The 13,596-nt window shown below is 66.3% G+C and carries 17 protein-coding genes; 7 read left to right on the plus strand and 10 right to left on the minus strand.

Annotated features, from left to right (window positions below):
- Nucleotides 1-210 precede the first annotated feature (210 nt).
- Both MWN34_RS16885 and MWN34_RS16890 read left to right on the plus strand, forming a co-directional pair.
- A complete protein-coding gene (locus MWN34_RS16885; protein WP_247030478.1) occupies nucleotides 211-996 on the plus strand; it encodes a rhomboid family intramembrane serine protease in 786 nt (261 codons plus the stop codon).
- A 177-nt stretch (nucleotides 997-1,173) separates the two neighbouring features.
- Nucleotides 1,174-1,605, plus strand: a complete 432-nt coding sequence (locus tag MWN34_RS16890) for a CBS domain-containing protein (RefSeq protein ID WP_247030479.1) — start codon at nucleotides 1,174-1,176, stop codon at nucleotides 1,603-1,605.
- Nucleotides 1,606-1,658: 53 nt separating this feature from the next.
- On the opposite strand, the gene hisI is transcribed toward MWN34_RS16890, so the two are convergent.
- Both hisI and folE read right to left on the minus strand, forming a co-directional pair.
- Entirely contained in the window at nucleotides 1,659-2,147 is a 489-nt protein-coding gene (gene hisI, locus MWN34_RS16895) for a phosphoribosyl-AMP cyclohydrolase (protein ID WP_425532137.1), read from the minus strand.
- A gap of 2 nt (nucleotides 2,148-2,149) precedes the next feature.
- Nucleotides 2,150-2,803, minus strand: a complete 654-nt coding sequence (gene folE, locus MWN34_RS16900) for a GTP cyclohydrolase I FolE (protein ID WP_247030480.1) — start codon at nucleotides 2,801-2,803, stop codon at nucleotides 2,150-2,152.
- A gap of 257 nt (nucleotides 2,804-3,060) precedes the next feature.
- Between folE and MWN34_RS16905 the strand changes: the two genes are divergently transcribed.
- The gene (locus MWN34_RS16905; RefSeq protein ID WP_247030481.1) at nucleotides 3,061-3,522 is read left to right on the plus strand and encodes an iron-sulfur cluster assembly scaffold protein; all 462 of its coding nucleotides are present in this window, start codon (nucleotides 3,061-3,063) and stop codon (nucleotides 3,520-3,522) included.
- 22 nt (nucleotides 3,523-3,544) lie between these two features.
- Here MWN34_RS16905 and MWN34_RS16910 read toward each other — a convergent pair whose 3' ends face one another.
- Nucleotides 3,545-4,096, minus strand: a complete 552-nt coding sequence (locus tag MWN34_RS16910) for a hypothetical protein (RefSeq protein WP_247030482.1) — start codon at nucleotides 4,094-4,096, stop codon at nucleotides 3,545-3,547.
- Between the two features lie 108 nt (nucleotides 4,097-4,204).
- On the opposite strand from MWN34_RS16910, the gene yidD reads away from it, so the two are divergent.
- Nucleotides 4,205-4,531 (plus strand): membrane protein insertion efficiency factor YidD, encoded by a 327-nt coding sequence (gene yidD / locus MWN34_RS16915; protein WP_247030483.1) that lies wholly within the window; start codon nucleotides 4,205-4,207, stop codon nucleotides 4,529-4,531.
- Nucleotides 4,532-4,625: 94 nt separating this feature from the next.
- A complete protein-coding gene (thrS, locus tag MWN34_RS16920; protein WP_247030484.1) occupies nucleotides 4,626-6,587 on the plus strand; it encodes a threonine--tRNA ligase in 1,962 nt (653 codons plus the stop codon).
- Between the two features lie 89 nt (nucleotides 6,588-6,676).
- Here thrS and parA read toward each other — a convergent pair whose 3' ends face one another.
- From parA to MWN34_RS16940, 4 genes are all read right to left on the minus strand, one after another.
- Entirely contained in the window at nucleotides 6,677-7,321 is a 645-nt protein-coding gene (gene parA, locus MWN34_RS16925; RefSeq protein WP_247030485.1) for a ParA family partition ATPase, read from the minus strand.
- A gap of 167 nt (nucleotides 7,322-7,488) precedes the next feature.
- Nucleotides 7,489-8,250 (minus strand): L,D-transpeptidase, encoded by a 762-nt coding sequence (locus MWN34_RS16930; protein WP_247030486.1) that lies wholly within the window; start codon nucleotides 8,248-8,250, stop codon nucleotides 7,489-7,491.
- A gap of 154 nt (nucleotides 8,251-8,404) precedes the next feature.
- A complete protein-coding gene (locus tag MWN34_RS16935; protein WP_247030487.1) occupies nucleotides 8,405-9,013 on the minus strand; it encodes a flavin reductase family protein in 609 nt (202 codons plus the stop codon).
- Nucleotides 9,014-9,022: 9 nt separating this feature from the next.
- The gene (locus MWN34_RS16940; protein ID WP_247030488.1) at nucleotides 9,023-9,586 is read right to left on the minus strand and encodes a nitroreductase family protein; all 564 of its coding nucleotides are present in this window, start codon (nucleotides 9,584-9,586) and stop codon (nucleotides 9,023-9,025) included.
- A 232-nt stretch (nucleotides 9,587-9,818) separates the two neighbouring features.
- Here MWN34_RS16940 and MWN34_RS16945 point away from each other — a divergent pair, with 232 nt between their 5' ends.
- Nucleotides 9,819-10,910 (plus strand): hypothetical protein, encoded by a 1,092-nt coding sequence (locus MWN34_RS16945; RefSeq protein WP_247030489.1) that lies wholly within the window; start codon nucleotides 9,819-9,821, stop codon nucleotides 10,908-10,910.
- A gap of 15 nt (nucleotides 10,911-10,925) precedes the next feature.
- On the opposite strand, the gene MWN34_RS16950 is transcribed toward MWN34_RS16945, so the two are convergent.
- Complete coding sequence (locus tag MWN34_RS16950) at nucleotides 10,926-11,699, minus strand: NAD kinase (protein WP_247030516.1); 774 nt, start codon at nucleotides 11,697-11,699, stop codon at nucleotides 10,926-10,928.
- Between the two features lie 105 nt (nucleotides 11,700-11,804).
- On the opposite strand from MWN34_RS16950, the gene cutA reads away from it, so the two are divergent.
- Nucleotides 11,805-12,143, plus strand: coding sequence for a divalent-cation tolerance protein CutA (gene cutA / locus MWN34_RS16955; RefSeq protein ID WP_281503064.1), 339 nt, complete (start codon nucleotides 11,805-11,807; stop codon nucleotides 12,141-12,143).
- A gap of 18 nt (nucleotides 12,144-12,161) precedes the next feature.
- Here cutA and MWN34_RS16960 read toward each other — a convergent pair whose 3' ends face one another.
- Nucleotides 12,162-12,407, minus strand: a complete 246-nt coding sequence (locus tag MWN34_RS16960) for a DUF3297 family protein (RefSeq protein WP_247030491.1) — start codon at nucleotides 12,405-12,407, stop codon at nucleotides 12,162-12,164.
- Between the two features lie 111 nt (nucleotides 12,408-12,518).
- Complete coding sequence (locus MWN34_RS16965; protein ID WP_247030492.1) at nucleotides 12,519-13,505, minus strand: MBL fold metallo-hydrolase; 987 nt, start codon at nucleotides 13,503-13,505, stop codon at nucleotides 12,519-12,521.
- Nucleotides 13,506-13,596 lie beyond the last annotated feature (91 nt).

A 13,596-nucleotide genomic window follows, 5' to 3' on the forward strand; every position in this document is an offset into this window, starting at 1 on the left:
CATATTTGCACGTCGGTTTTTATCTTGATCTAAGCTGATACGGCAATTCGAAGATACCTGAGACAGGACTTGTTAATTCCTGTTTTGCTTGACGTTAACCAATAGGATTGCGTTAATGTTGCGAAGTTCTTTCCAAGATATCAACGCATCCTTACCGCGCTGGCGCATATTCGAGCGGTCGGCGTAACGCTGTCGCTTGCGGTCGGCGCGATGGGCGCCTATGTCAGCCTTGTGCTCGATACCAGCTCGCTTCACCGGCCGCGGCGCCAGCCCATTCTCAACGTGCCAGCGGTGATCGCCGCGCTGGGCGCTGCGATGCTCCTCATCCATGGCGCGCGGGCGCTGATGGGACCGGAGCTCGATGCCGAACTCCTTGTGCGGTTTGCCTTCATTCCGGCGCGCTACGAGGCGAATTTCATCGGCGAGTCGATCGGCGCCGATATCTGGACCTTCCTGACCTATGCCTTTCTCCACGCCAACCTCACCCATATCGGGGTGAACGTGCTGTGGATGCTGGCTTTCGGCAGTCCGGTCGCCCGGCGCTTCGGCACGGTGCGATTCCTCGTCTTCTTCGCCGTGACGGCGGTGGCGGGGGCGTTCGCCCATCTGGCGGGGCACTGGGGCGAGATGCTGCCCATGGTGGGCGCTTCCGCAGCAATCAGCGGCTGTATGGCCGCAGCGGTGCGGTTCATCTTCAGCCATCCCGGCTTCGGGCTTGGGCCGCATGGTTTCGAGATGGCAGTGCGTCAGCCCGCGCCGCCGCTCTCGCTGGTGCTGCGCGACCGGCGGGTGATCGGCTTCCTCGCGGTGTGGTTCTTCGTGAACCTCGCCTTCGGGTTCGGGATGCCCTCGGGGCTCGGCGAGGGCGGCACCGTTGCGTGGGAGGCGCATATCGGCGGTTTTCTCGCCGGCCTGCTTCTGTTCCCGCTGTTCGACCCCGTGCCGCGGATGAGCGACGATTTCGAGGATCCCTTCGTCAGCCGCGAGCCGCATTGAGGCGTTGCAGAGCCGCGTAAGCCTGCCGCACCTCCAGGCTCGGGATACCGCTTCCTCCGCGTCAGACTTGCCCTCGCGTCCATATGGATCAATCATTCTTCCAAGGTACGGCCGGTCGCCGTGCCGGGATGAGCGTGCGACGCCTTCATGATCGCGCGCCTTTCAAGGAGGAAGACCATGACGGTGCGATCGATCATCGACGCGAAGGGCCATGACGTGCTCACCATCGTGCCGGAAACGCCGCTGCGGGAAGCCGCACGCCTGCTCGGCGAACATCGGATCGGCGCGATCGTGGTGGTGGACGCCATGCGGCGCGTCGTCGGCATCCTGTCCGAGCGCGACGTGGTGCGCGTCGTCGGCCTTGACGGACCTGCACGGCTCGATGACCCGGTGGAACAGGTGATGACCCGCAAGGTCGTGACCTGCAGCGGCAACGACACGGTTCAGGAGATCATGGGAACCATGACGGCCGGACGCTTCCGTCATATCCCGGTGGTGGAGAATGCCCGGCTTGTCGGCATCATCTCGATCGGCGACGTGGTGAAGCATCGCGTGGCGGAGATGGAGCGGGAGAGCCACGCGCTGCGCGAATATATCCTGACGGCATGAGAATGTGCCGGGCGGAGGCTCCGCCCGGCACATTCGCGGCTCGACGGTGACGCTCAGAAGCGCGGCGTATCGCTCGGGGCGGGCGTGCCGTAGACCGCTTGCGGGTCGAACAGCTTGCCGGCGTCGTTGACCGTGAGCGCCAGTTCCGGCGTCGGGCGCGCGCCGAGCGGCACGGACCGGAAGAAGCAGGAGCGGTGTCCGGTGTGGCAGGCCGCGCCGGTTCCGGCCATCTCGACACGCATCACCACAGCGTCCTGGTCGCAATCCACCCGCAGCTCGATCACGCGCTGGGTGTGGCCGCTGCTCTCGCCCTTCTTCCAGAGCTTCCCGCGCGAGCGGCTGTAATAATGCGCTTCGCCGGTCTCGATGGTGAGCGCCAGCGCTTCTGCGTTCATGTGCGCGACCATCAGCACCTCGCCATCGCTCGCGGCGACGGCGACGGCGGTGACCAAGCCGCTGGCGTCGAATTTCGGGCGCAGGCGGTCGCCTTCCTCGGTCTCGCGCGTGTCCGCGGCCGGGGCGAAATACGGGGCGTCGGACACCATCACCTCAGCGATACGCCGCGCACCAGGCTCAGGAAGCGGATCTGCTCCTGCGGGTCGTCGCGGAAAAGCCCGGTGAACTGCGTGGTGATGGTGGAGGCGCCCTGCTTCTGGATGCCGCGCATCGCCATGCACATGTGCTCGGCCTCGACCATGACGGCGACGCCGCGCGGCTTCAGCGCCTCGTCGATCGTGCTGATGATCTGCGAGGTCATGTGTTCCTGCGTCTGCAGGCGGCGGGCGAACATATCGACCACGCGAGCGATCTTGGAGAGGCCGACCACGCGCTCGACCGGGAAATAGGCGACATGTGCCTTGCCGACGAACGGCACCATGTGGTGCTCGCAATGCGAGTGGAAGGTGATGTCCTTCACCAGCACCATGTCGTCGAAATTGCCGATCTCTCCGAAGGTGCGGTCCAGCACGCTCTCGGTCGGGATGCGGTAGCCGCTGAAAAGTTCCTCATAGGCCTTCACCACGCGCTTCGGCGTGTCGAGCAGGCCTTCACGGCTCGGGTCGTCGCCGGCCCAGGCGATAAGGGTGCGCACGGCCGCCTCGGCGTCCTCCCGGCTCGGCCGGTCGCCGACGCGATTGGCCGTACGGGCCTCGGCTTCGTTCTTCGCACGCTCCATCAGCGACTTCAGCACTGCATCCATGACGAACTCCGTTCGACGGCGCGTTATCCAACCGGAGCGCCGGGGTGTCACCGGTTTGGTCGTCCTGTGGAGGCAGTACCGGCATATGCCGGCCGCGCCACCTGACTAGGCCGTAAACCCGCCCGAAGCCGGAAGGTTGCCGTATGCGCGAACGCACGGCGTCTTTCGTCCCCGGTTACGCTTTCCTATATAAGGGACCGGCGGGGCCCCGCAACCTACCCTTATACGTAGCTGATCTGCGTTGAACGAGCCGAACGATGATCAACGATGTCTATAACCGCCGGATTCTCGAGCTTGCCGCAGATATTCCGCGGCTGGGTCGTCTTGCGGCGCCGGATGCCACTGCAACGGCGCATTCCAGGCTTTGCGGTTCCACAGTCACCATCGACCTCGCGATGCAGAACGGTGTGGTGACCGATTTCGCCCATGAGGTGCGCGCCTGCGCGCTCGGGCAGGCCTCGTCCTCGGTCATGGGCGACCTCGTCGTAGGTTCGACGGCCGCCGAACTGCGCGAGGTACGCGAGACCATGCGCCGCATGTTGAAGGAGAACGGCACCCCCCCGGCCGGGCGCTGGGCGGAGCTTGCGGTGCTGGAGCCGGTGCGCGACTACAAGGCGCGCCACGCGTCCACGCTGCTGACCTTCGACGCGGTGGTCGACGCCATCGACCAGATCGAGAGGCGCGGCACGGCCCACGTGGAGGCCGACGCCGCCGAGTGAAGCTGTCCAGTGTTGAGGCTGCTCAGCGTTCGGTGAAGAAGGTAAAGAGGACCTTGCCGTCCGCGCCGGTGAGGCAGAGGAAGCGGTTGGCGTGGTCCGTGCGGTCGCGCTGGATATAGGCCTCGCCCATCAGAACGCCTTTCACCTCCGTATCCCCGAGCTTCTGGTTGGCCTCCGCAATGGTGAGCCCGTCGACATCAATGAAGATATCCGCGATCGAGGGCGACTTCTGCTTCAGCCGGGCCAGCGCCTGTTCCTTGCAGGCGGCGACCCGCTGCATGTCGCGCGTCATGGCCGCGTCCTCGACCTCCGGCTGCATACCCCCCACGGGCTTCGGCGCTTCGGCCTCGGCGGGCTTCACGGGCGGGGCAGGAGCCTTTTCCGGCACCTTGGCGGCGTCGGGCTTGGCGGGGGGCGCCGGGGCGACCTGCGGGGCGGGAGCGGGCGGAGGAACCGGGGCCGCGGTCTGTGCCAGCGCGGGCATGGTCACACCCGAGAGCAGGACCGCCGTCAGGAGCGCCCGGCAGGCCGGAGCGGAGGGGCGCGGCAGCGACGCGGTGATGCGGTTCGGCATGATGGGCTCCTTCGATCCTGTGTCGACCGTTCCGGTCTGGCCAGCGTCAATGCGCCGGCCGGTACGTGGTTCCCGAAGGGGAGGGCGACCGGCGACGGTTTCGCGCGCATGGGTGCAGCGATGCTTCAGATGAGGGCGCAGCTTTCCCGTCTTCCGGAATATGCGCTGCGCGGCCTGGTGCTGGCTTATCGCTACACCCTGTCCTCGGTGATGGGCCGGCAATGCCGCTATCTGCCGAGCTGCTCGGAATTCGCGGAGCAGGCGCTCGGCCGGCATGGGGCCTGGGCGGGCGGCTGGATGGCGGCGGGCCGGGTGTGCCGCTGCCATCCCTGGGGCGGCTCGGGCTTCGAGGCGGTCCCGGTGGAATTGCCGCGCGATGCCCGCTGGTATATGCCGTGGCGCTATGCGCGGCGGCCGAAGACCCGCGAAGAATAGGCCGCGCGAAGAGTAGTATGTATCCCCATACATACGGGTGCCTGACCAACACGCCTACCTGCGTGGTTCGCAGGAGTGGGCCGGAGAGAAGACGATGATCCACCTGACATTCCCCGATGGCGCCGTCCGCGACTATGCTCCGGGCACCACGGGTGCCGAGGTTGCGGCCTCCATCGCCAAGTCGCTCGCCAAGAAGTCGATCGCAATGAAGCTCGACGGCGTGCTGAGCGACCTTGCCGACCCCATCACCACCGATGCGCGTTTCGAGCTCGTGACCCGGGAAAGCCCCGAGGCGCTGGAGCTGATCCGCCACGACACCGCCCATGTGCTCGCCGAGGCGGTGCAGGCCCTGTGGCCCGGCACGCAGGTGACGATCGGCCCGGTCATCGAGAACGGCTTCTATTACGACTTCTTCCGCAACGAGCCCTTCACCCCGGAGGATTTCGCCGCGATCGAGAAGAAGATGCGCGAGATCATCGCCCGCGACGCGCCCTTCACCAAGGAGGTGTGGACCCGCGACGAGACCAAGCGCGTCTTCGCCGAGAAGGGCGAGGCGTTCAAGGTCGAGCTGGTGGATGCCATCCCCGCCGACCAGTCGATCAAGATCTACCGACAGGGCGAGTGGTTCGACCTCTGCCGCGGCCCGCACATGCCGAGCGTCGGCAGGATCGGCAACGCCTTCAAGCTGATGAAGGTGGCCGGCGCCTATTGGCGCGGCGACGCGAAGAACCCGATGCTGACCCGCATCTACGGGACGGCGTGGCGCACGCAGGAAGAGCTCGACGCCTATCTGCACCAGCTCGAGGAAGCCGAGAAGCGTGACCATCGCCGGCTCGGCCGGGAGATGGACCTCTTCCACTTCCAGGAGGAGGGGCCGGGCGTCGTGTTCTGGCACCCGAAAGGCTGGAGCCTGTTCCAGGGCCTCGTCGCCTATATGCGCCGGCGCCTTGCGGCGGATTACAGCGAGGTGAACGCCCCGCAGGTGCTCGACAAGTCGCTGTGGGAGATCTCCGGCCATTGGGGCTGGTACAAGGAGAACATGTTCAAGGTTCAGCCGGCCGGCGATGCGGACGACAATGACCGCGTCTATGCGCTGAAGCCGATGAACTGCCCCGGCCATGTCCAGATCTTCAAGCATGGGTTGAAGTCGTACCGCGATCTGCCGATGCGGCTTGCCGAATTCGGCGCAGTGCATCGCTATGAGCCTTCCGGCGCGCTGCATGGGCTGATGCGCGTGCGCGGCTTCACCCAGGACGACGCCCACATCTTCTGCACCGAGGAGCAGATGGCGGCCGAGTGCCTGAAGATCAACGACCTGATCCTCTCGACCTATGCCGATTTCGGCTTCGAGGAGATCGTAGTGAAGCTCTCGACCCGGCCCGAAAAGCGGGTCGGCTCCGATGCCGTGTGGGACCATGCCGAAGAGGTGATGGGCCGCGTGCTCAAGCAGATCGAGGAGCAGTCGGGCAGCAAGATCAAGACCGGTATCCTGCCGGGCGAAGGCGCGTTCTACGGGCCGAAGTTCGAATACACCCTGCGCGATGCCATCGGCCGCGAATGGCAGTGCGGCACCACGCAGGTGGACTTCAACCTGCCGGAGCGCTTCGGTGCCTTCTATGTCGACGCCGACGGCAGCAAGAAGACGCCGGTGATGATCCACCGCGCCATCTGCGGTTCGATGGAGCGCTTCACCGGTATCCTGATCGAGCACTTCGCCGGGCATTTCCCGCTCTGGCTGGCACCGGTGCAGGCAGTGGTGGCGACCATCACCTCCGAGGGTGACGACTACGCCGCCGAGATCGCCGCGCTGGCGCGCAAGGCGGGGCTGCGGGTGGAACTCGACTTGCGCAACGAGAAGATCAACTACAAGGTCCGCGAGCACTCTCTGGCCAAGGTGCCGGCGCTGATCGTGGTCGGGCGCAAGGAAGCGGCCGAGCGCACCGTCTCAATCCGCCGCCTCGGCAGCCCGAACCAGACGGCGATGACGTTGGACGAGGCAATGATGAGCCTCACGGCCGAGGCCGTGGCGCCGGATCTGGTGCGCGGCGCGGCGTGACAAAGGCGAAGGGCGGCGTATTCAGCGTCGCCCTTTCTGCTGTCTCTTCAAGGTCTTGAGGGCCTTTCTGCGCAAACTGATTCAGCGTTTCAACCCAGCAGCAGGCGGATTTCCTCGGCCAGCGCCGTGATTTCCTGCGCGCCTTTCGAGCCGGGCTCGGTTTCCTGAATGGCTCGGCCCTGCCCCATGCTGGCGGCGAAGCCGACGCGATTGCCGAGCCGGGTCTGCGCGGCCGGGTGGCCGAGTTCGCGGATGGCCGTGCTCATCTCCTCGGTCAGTCCGACGCGCGAGAGCGCGCGATTGATGACGATGAGGGAGGGCGTGCCTTCCTTCGCGATCATCTCCAGCGTGGGAGCCGTGGCCCAGAGGTCGATCGGGGTCGGCTGCACCGGCACCGCGACGAGGCTCGCCGCCTCGATCGCCGGACGGGATTCGATATCGGATTTCGGCGGGGTGTCGATGACCACGACATCATAGTCGCGAGCGAGGCTGCGGGCTTCGCGGCGGGCGCCCCAGCCACTGGCGGTGCGGAAATCGAGCCCCGTGCCGTCTTCGCCGAGCGCCGTCTCGCGTCTTTCGAACCATTCGCCGAGGCTGCCCTGCGGATCGCAGTCCAGAAGCGCGACCCGCGTGCCCATGCCGGCGCGGGCGAGGGCAACGGCGAGATGGGCGGCCAGCGTGGTCTTGCCGGAGCCGCCCTTCTGCTGTGCGATGGTGATGACCTTGCCCGCCACGCTCCGCCCCGTTTTCGAATAACGCCAGGCGCAACAGCCCGGAGGCGTTGCCGCAGGGCGTCAGGCTGGCATCGTGCCGCGGTGCCTGCAAGATCTCGCAGGAGGTCGGAACGGGACCGGGCCCCGTTCCGGGAAGGCTTGAAACGTCAGGGCGTTCGCGCGTTCGGTCAGGAGGTCTTGGCGTTCGGACCCAGCACTACGACGCGAGTGCCGGGGGTGACGCGGCTGTAGAGGTCGATCGCATCCTGGTTGATCATGCGGATGCAGCCGGAGGACACGTTCGAGCCGATGGAATAGGGCTCAACCGTGCCGTGGATGCGGTACAGCGTGTCCTTGTTGTTCTGCCACAGATACATGGCGCGCGCGCCGAGCGGATTGCCAGGGCCGCCATGCATGCCGGTGCCGCTCTGCAACTGGGTGAGGGCCGGCTTGATGTCGGGGCGGCGCTCGATCATCTCCTTGGGCGGATACCAGTCCGGCCATTCCTGCTTGGAGTTGATCGTCGCGACGCCGGACCAGGAAAAGCCCTGCTTGCCGACGCCGACGCCATAGCGGATGGCCCGTCCGCCGCCTTCCACGTAATAAAGGAACTTGTTCTGGGGATCGACGACGATGGTGCCGGCCGGCTCGGTGGTGATGTAGCTCACCTCCTGCCGCTGGTATTTCGGGTTGATCCTCTTGGTGTCGACCGCCGCGATCGGGAACTTGTCCTGCACCGGACCGTAATCCGCCGCGACGAAGCCGAGCGGGCCGGTCGTGTCGAGGGGAGACGAGGTGACGGGCGAATCCATCCATCCCGAGAGCGGCTGGGCGGTCGGCATATAGGCGGTCGGCGTCGCGGTGGAGGTGGTTTGGCACCCGGCGAGGGCAAACCCGATTCCGGCAATCGAAACACCGGTAAGGAACGAGCGGCGGCTGAAATGGGACATGGACGGGAAAGGCTCCGGAATCAGGACGTTACGCGATGTTAAACGTTCCGGGGCCCGCCCGATATTGCACCGGCGACACGCAGCGCCTTTCGTGTGCGTGCAAAAGCCGGTTCGGCGATCACAGTCTGCGGCGCAGAGGTGTCTTGGTACCCATTCATTCACCCCCTGCGGGGCGTGGGAGAGATTTCACCCGATCGACCCACGAATAGTCGAAATAGCCGCCACGAGCGATCGGCTGCATCCGCTCTGCTTTCAGCAGCCCGTCCTCGATGAAGCGCTCGTCGATATGCACGCCGATCACCTCGCCGAGCACGAGGAAGGTGCCGGCCTCGCGCCCGTCCGCACCCTTCAGCCGGATCGTCTCGATATAGCGGCATTCCAGCGCGCAGGGGGCGGCGGCGACGCGCGGCGCTTTCACCAGCCGGGAGGGCGCCTGTTCCAGCCCGGCGAGGTCGAACTCGCTGGCGCTGGCCGGGATCGGCTTCGAGGTGAGGTTCACCTGTTCGAGCAGCGGCAGCGTTGCGAGGTTGCAGACGAACTCCCCGCTCGCTTCGGCATTGCGCATCGAATGCTTGGCGCCAGAACTCGAAAAGCCGACGATGTCGGGCTCCTCGCTCAACAGGTTGAAGAAGGAATAGGGCGCGAGGTTCGCCGTGCCGTCCGGGGCGAGGGTGGAGATCCAGCCGATCGGGCGCGGAGTGACGATGGCCTTGAGCGGGCGGTGCGGCAGGCCGTGATTGTCGAGGCGCGGCTCGTAGAACATCGTTCCTCCTCAGAAGCGGGTAACGATATCGGTAAGGGCGGGCCGGGGGCGATCCTCCTGCGGGCGGGCCAGCGTGCCGATATGGACGAAGCCTACGATGCGCTCGTTCTCCGAAAGGCCGAAGGCCGCGCGCACCCGTGCATCATAGGCGTACCACTGGGTCAGCCAGGTGCCGGCATAGCCCAGCGCATGGGCGGCGAGCAGGAGCAGCGTGCAGGCGGCGGCGCCCGACAGGAGCTGCTCCCACTCGGGAATCTTCGCATGCGGGGTGGCGCGGGAAACCACCGCGATCACCACAGGTGCATGGGAGAGGCGGGTGCGTTCGATCTCGACGCGCTGCGAATCGGCGTCCGGGTTGTCCTGCGCGAAGATGCCGGCGATGAGCTCGCCGGCGCGCTGGCGGCCCTCGCCTTCGAACACGATAAAGCGCCACGGCGCGAGCTTGCCATGGTCCGGCACGCGGGATGCGATGGTGAGGATTTCGTCGATCTGCGCGGGAGTCGGGCCCGGGGTGGTGAGGTCGAAGACTTTCGGGCTCTTGCGGGTTTCGAGCAAAGCACGGGCATCGGTCATGATCGGTTCCTCATTTGCTGTCGCGGTAGCACGGGGATGCGCCGCATCCAAGGCGCGGAACGGTGAGGGCGTATGCCGGCGCGACTTGAATTCGCCCGGGTTTGGAGGCACGACATCGCCTATGCCGTCCGATGACCAGAGCTTTTCCGTGATGTCGTCCCGCGTAGCCTCTGCCCGCGTGGCCTGTTCCCTTACGGCCTCTTGCCGCGCGCCGCGGGGTCGTCGCCTTGCGGTGGTCGGGCTGGTTCTGGCCAGCGCCGTGCCGGCCTTCGCGCAGGACAATTCTTTCAACAGCTCGGTCAATATGAGTCCGCTGCCCGGCTTGCCGCAGGCGATGCCGTTTTCCGGCGCGACCGGCGGTGCTGGCGGGCTGCGGGCGATGCCCGGCATGTCGCAGGTGCCGGTGCTCAACCCGAACGGGCCGCCGGCCGCGCCCGACGCGCCGGGCCGCGATCCGCACACGGTGCTGCCGCAACCCCCGTCCGGCAAGGCGGCGATCGGTGTGAGCGCGCGTTTCGGCGCAGATGGCGCAGTCATTCCGCGGGGGTTGGTGTGGCGGGTCTTCGCCGACAAGCCCGAGGCCTCGGGCGCCTATCCGCTGGTCGCGGAGGCGGTCGATCCCTCGCCGGTCTTCTTCCTGTCGCCGGGCGGCTATGTGGTGCACGTCGCCTATGGCCTCGCGAGTGCCGCGCAGCGCATCATCGTGGGAGCCAGCTCGCGACGCGAGCAGCTCGTGCTCGACGCCGGCGCCATGAAGCTGCAGGCCGACGTCAACGACAAGCTGATTCCCGCCCAGAAGATCAGCTTCGATCTCTTCGAAGGCAGCTTCCTGCAGGGCAAGCCGTCGAGCCGACCCTATTTTCGGGGCATCGGCTCGGGCGAGGTTCTGATCCTGCCATCCGGCAACTACCATGTCGTGGCCACCTATGGTGACGGCAATGCCGTCATCCAGGCGGACCTATCCGTTCAGGACGGAAAGCTGACGGACGCCACGATCCACCAGCGCGCCGCCGAGATCACGCTGAAACTGGTTTCGCAGGCCGGGACCACGCCGCTGGGCGACACCCAGTGGTCGATCCTTTCCCCCGGCGGCGATTCCATCAAGGAAGCCGGCGGATCGACCCCGGCCTTCGTGCTGGCGGAAGGCGGCTACATCGCTATCGCCCGCCATGACGGCAAGACCTACAGCAAGGAGTTCGACGTCGAGGCCGGCAAGGACCAGTCAGTCGAGCTCACGCTGACCGCCAATGAGGGCCTGCCGCAGCAGCCCTCCGGCGACTCCTCGGGCGATGGCGGCGGCTCGGATAGCGGCGGGCAGGACTGAGCCGGCCGGGCGAAGTCAGCAATAGTCGAACTGCTCGCGCAGGATGCGTTCATCACTGGAATGGTCCGGGTCGAACAGCATCGTCATGGACGAGGTCGGGTCGAGCTGCGCGCGGACCGAGACGACGCCGAGCACCTCGTAGTGATCGGCGGTGGCGTTGACCGGGCGCTTCTCCACCTCCAGCACCGAAATCTCGACCGAACAATGGTCCGGCACCAGCGCCCCGCGCCAGCGGCGGGGGCGGAAGGCCGAGATCGGCGTGACCGCGAGAAGGGGCGTGCCGATCGGCAGGATGGGGCCCTGGGCCGAGAGGTTGTAGGCGGTCGATCCGGCCGGAGTAGCAACCAGCACGCCGTCGCAAATGAGCTCCTCCAGCCGCACCTTGCCGTCGATCGCGATGCGCAGCTTCGAGGCCTGGTAGGACTGGCGGATCAGCGACACTTCGTTGATCGCCGGAGCGCGGTGGATCGCCCCCTTGCTGTCGGTGGCCTCCATCATCAGCGGATGGATCACCACGCGCTGCGCGGCGGCGATGCGCGCGGGCAGGTCTTCGGCGTGATAGGCGTTCATCAGAAAGCCCACCGAGCCGCGGTTCATGCCGTAGATCGGGATGCCGGTGTCGCGGAAGCGATGCAGGGTCTGCAGCATGAAGCCGTCGCCGCCAAGCGCGACCACCACGTCGGCATCATCGGGCGGCACGCCGCCATAGCGCGCGGCCAGAACGGTGCGGGCCTCGCCGGCGTCCTGCGCCTCGCTCGCGACGAAGGCGATTCGGCCATATGCTGGCATTTCGGTTCCCGCCACGTCCGCAACGAATCGGCCGTCGCCGGAATGGGTGGTGAAACGGGGGCGGGCGGCGTTGGTCATCGGACAGGCCCGGAGCACGAGGAACAAATGGCGGCGCCGGACAACGCATATAGCACAATCGTCGTGTATACGACGTGGCCATCCATGCTCGACGCCGAGGCGGCGGGGCGGGCGATCGTGGCCGACGGGCTCGCCGCCGCGGTGAACATCCTGCCCGGCGCGGTTTCGCTCTATCGGTGGCAGGGGGAGATCGAGCGGGCGGAGGAAGCGGTGATGTTCCTCAAGACCCGGGCCGACCTCGCCGAGCCGGTCGCGCAGGCGGTGCGGGCGCGCCATCCCTACGAGACGCCGGCGATTCTCATATTGCCGGTCGATGGAGGGGATCCGGCCTATCTCGACTGGATCGACGCGGCGACCGACGAGTGAGAAACTGCCCCAGAAGGATCAGCCTTCCGCGCCCTTGAGATAGGGCTCGACCGGGCCTTTCAGCTTCACCGTCATCGGGTTGCCGGCGCGGTCCTTCGCCTTGCCGACGGAGACGCGGATCCAGCCTTCGCTGACGCAATATTCCTCGACATTCGTCTTCTCGGCACCCTTGAACTTGATCCCGATGCCCTGTTCCAGCAGCTTCGCATCGTAGAACGGGCTGGCAGGGTCGGTTGAGAGACGGTCGGGAAGGGTCTGCGCCATCGGCTCGGCTCCTTGGCATCGATACCCGCGCGCCGGCGCGGGAAGGGACCGGAGACATAATAGGCTCCGGTCCGTAAGCCAACCTCCCGCTTGCGCGCAGGGCTTCGAGCGTCAGAGCACCGGGTTCCACGCCGCGGGAACGAGGCGGTAGCCGTCACCGTCCTTCGCGACGAAGCCGAGCGCCGGGAAGGGGAAGTGATAGCCGGTGACCGCCATGCGCTCCGCGGCCAGCATGTCATAGACCTTGCGGCGGGTTTCCGTCGCCTTCGCCGGGTCCATGTCGTACTGCACCTGCCATTCCGGGTGAGTGACGAACAGCGCCGGCAGGTTGGTGACGTCGCCCTGCACCAGCAGCTTCTCCTTGCCCGAGGCGACCACCAGCGAGGTGTGGCCGGGTGTATGGCCATAGGTGGCCATGGAGGTGATGCCCGGCGCGATCTCCTTGTCCGCCTCGAAGCGGTTCACCTTGGTCTCGATATCCTTGAACACCCGGCGCACATTCTTGAAGCCGGCCTGCTGGCCTTCCGGAGCCCGGCTCATCTGGCCGTCATCCATCCAGAACGCCCATTCCGCCGCCGGCACCATGACTTCCGCATTGGGGAAGGCAAGGCCACCATCGTCGTCGCGCAGGCCGTTGATGTGGTCGGCGTGGAAATGGGTGATGATGATGGTGTCGATGTCGATCGGCTTGACCCCGGCCCAACTCAGATTCTGCATGAGCTTGCCGACGCTCGCCGTGCCGGCCTGCGGTCCGTTGCCGGTGTCGATCAGGATCAGCTTCTCGCCGGTGTTCACCAGCAGAGGATTGAACTGCGAGACGATCTGGCCTTCGGGCAGGAAGGCTGCCTTCAATGCCGCATTCACGTCGGCAAGGCTCGCATTCTTGACGAAGCCTTCCGCAAGCGGGGAAACGCGCGCGCCGTCGCTGACCGCGGTGACCTCGAGGTCGCCGACCTTGTAGCGGTAGAGGCTCGGCACTTGCTGGCCGGACTGCGACAGGCTCGCGAAGGCTGGCGCCGGCAGCATCGAGGACAGCGCGCCATAGGCCGGAAGGGCCGCAGCGGCGGCGAAGAGCGTGCGGCGGGAAAAATCCGTCATGTCGTACCTCTGTTTACGCGTCCGCAGGCTAGAGCCGGGGCCCCATCGGGTCACCGCGCACGGCTTTCACGATCGAGTGAGAGCCTATGCC

It is taken from the genome of Ancylobacter crimeensis (assembly GCF_023016805.1).
In the GTDB taxonomy this organism is placed as follows: Bacteria; Pseudomonadota; Alphaproteobacteria; order Rhizobiales; family Xanthobacteraceae; genus Ancylobacter; species Ancylobacter crimeensis.

Bases quoted from the DNA above. Each gene is read 5' to 3' on its own strand.
- MWN34_RS16885 (WP_247030478.1), top strand. From the start codon at position 211: ATGGGCGCCTATGTCAGCCTTGTGCTCGATACCAGCTCGCTTCACCGG.
- MWN34_RS16890 (WP_247030479.1), top strand. From the start codon at position 1,174: ATGACGGTGCGATCGATCATCGACGCGAAGGGCCATGACGTGCTCACC.
- folE (WP_247030480.1), bottom strand. From the start codon at position 2,803: ATGGATGCAGTGCTGAAGTCGCTGATGGAGCGTGCGAAGAACGAAGCC.
- MWN34_RS16905 (WP_247030481.1), top strand. From the start codon at position 3,061: ATGATCAACGATGTCTATAACCGCCGGATTCTCGAGCTTGCCGCAGAT.
- MWN34_RS16910 (WP_247030482.1), bottom strand. From the start codon at position 4,096: ATGCCGAACCGCATCACCGCGTCGCTGCCGCGCCCCTCCGCTCCGGCC.
- yidD (WP_247030483.1), top strand. From the start codon at position 4,205: ATGGGTGCAGCGATGCTTCAGATGAGGGCGCAGCTTTCCCGTCTTCCG.
- thrS (WP_247030484.1), top strand. From the start codon at position 4,626: ATGATCCACCTGACATTCCCCGATGGCGCCGTCCGCGACTATGCTCCG.
- MWN34_RS16930 (WP_247030486.1), bottom strand. From the start codon at position 8,250: ATGTCCCATTTCAGCCGCCGCTCGTTCCTTACCGGTGTTTCGATTGCC.
- MWN34_RS16935 (WP_247030487.1), bottom strand. From the start codon at position 9,013: ATGTTCTACGAGCCGCGCCTCGACAATCACGGCCTGCCGCACCGCCCG.
- MWN34_RS16940 (WP_247030488.1), bottom strand. From the start codon at position 9,586: ATGACCGATGCCCGTGCTTTGCTCGAAACCCGCAAGAGCCCGAAAGTC.
- MWN34_RS16950 (WP_247030516.1), bottom strand. From the start codon at position 11,699: ATGCCAGCATATGGCCGAATCGCCTTCGTCGCGAGCGAGGCGCAGGAC.
- cutA (WP_281503064.1), top strand. From the start codon at position 11,805: ATGGCGGCGCCGGACAACGCATATAGCACAATCGTCGTGTATACGACG.
- MWN34_RS16960 (WP_247030491.1), bottom strand. From the start codon at position 12,407: ATGGCGCAGACCCTTCCCGACCGTCTCTCAACCGACCCTGCCAGCCCG.
- MWN34_RS16965 (WP_247030492.1), bottom strand. From the start codon at position 13,505: ATGACGGATTTTTCCCGCCGCACGCTCTTCGCCGCCGCTGCGGCCCTT.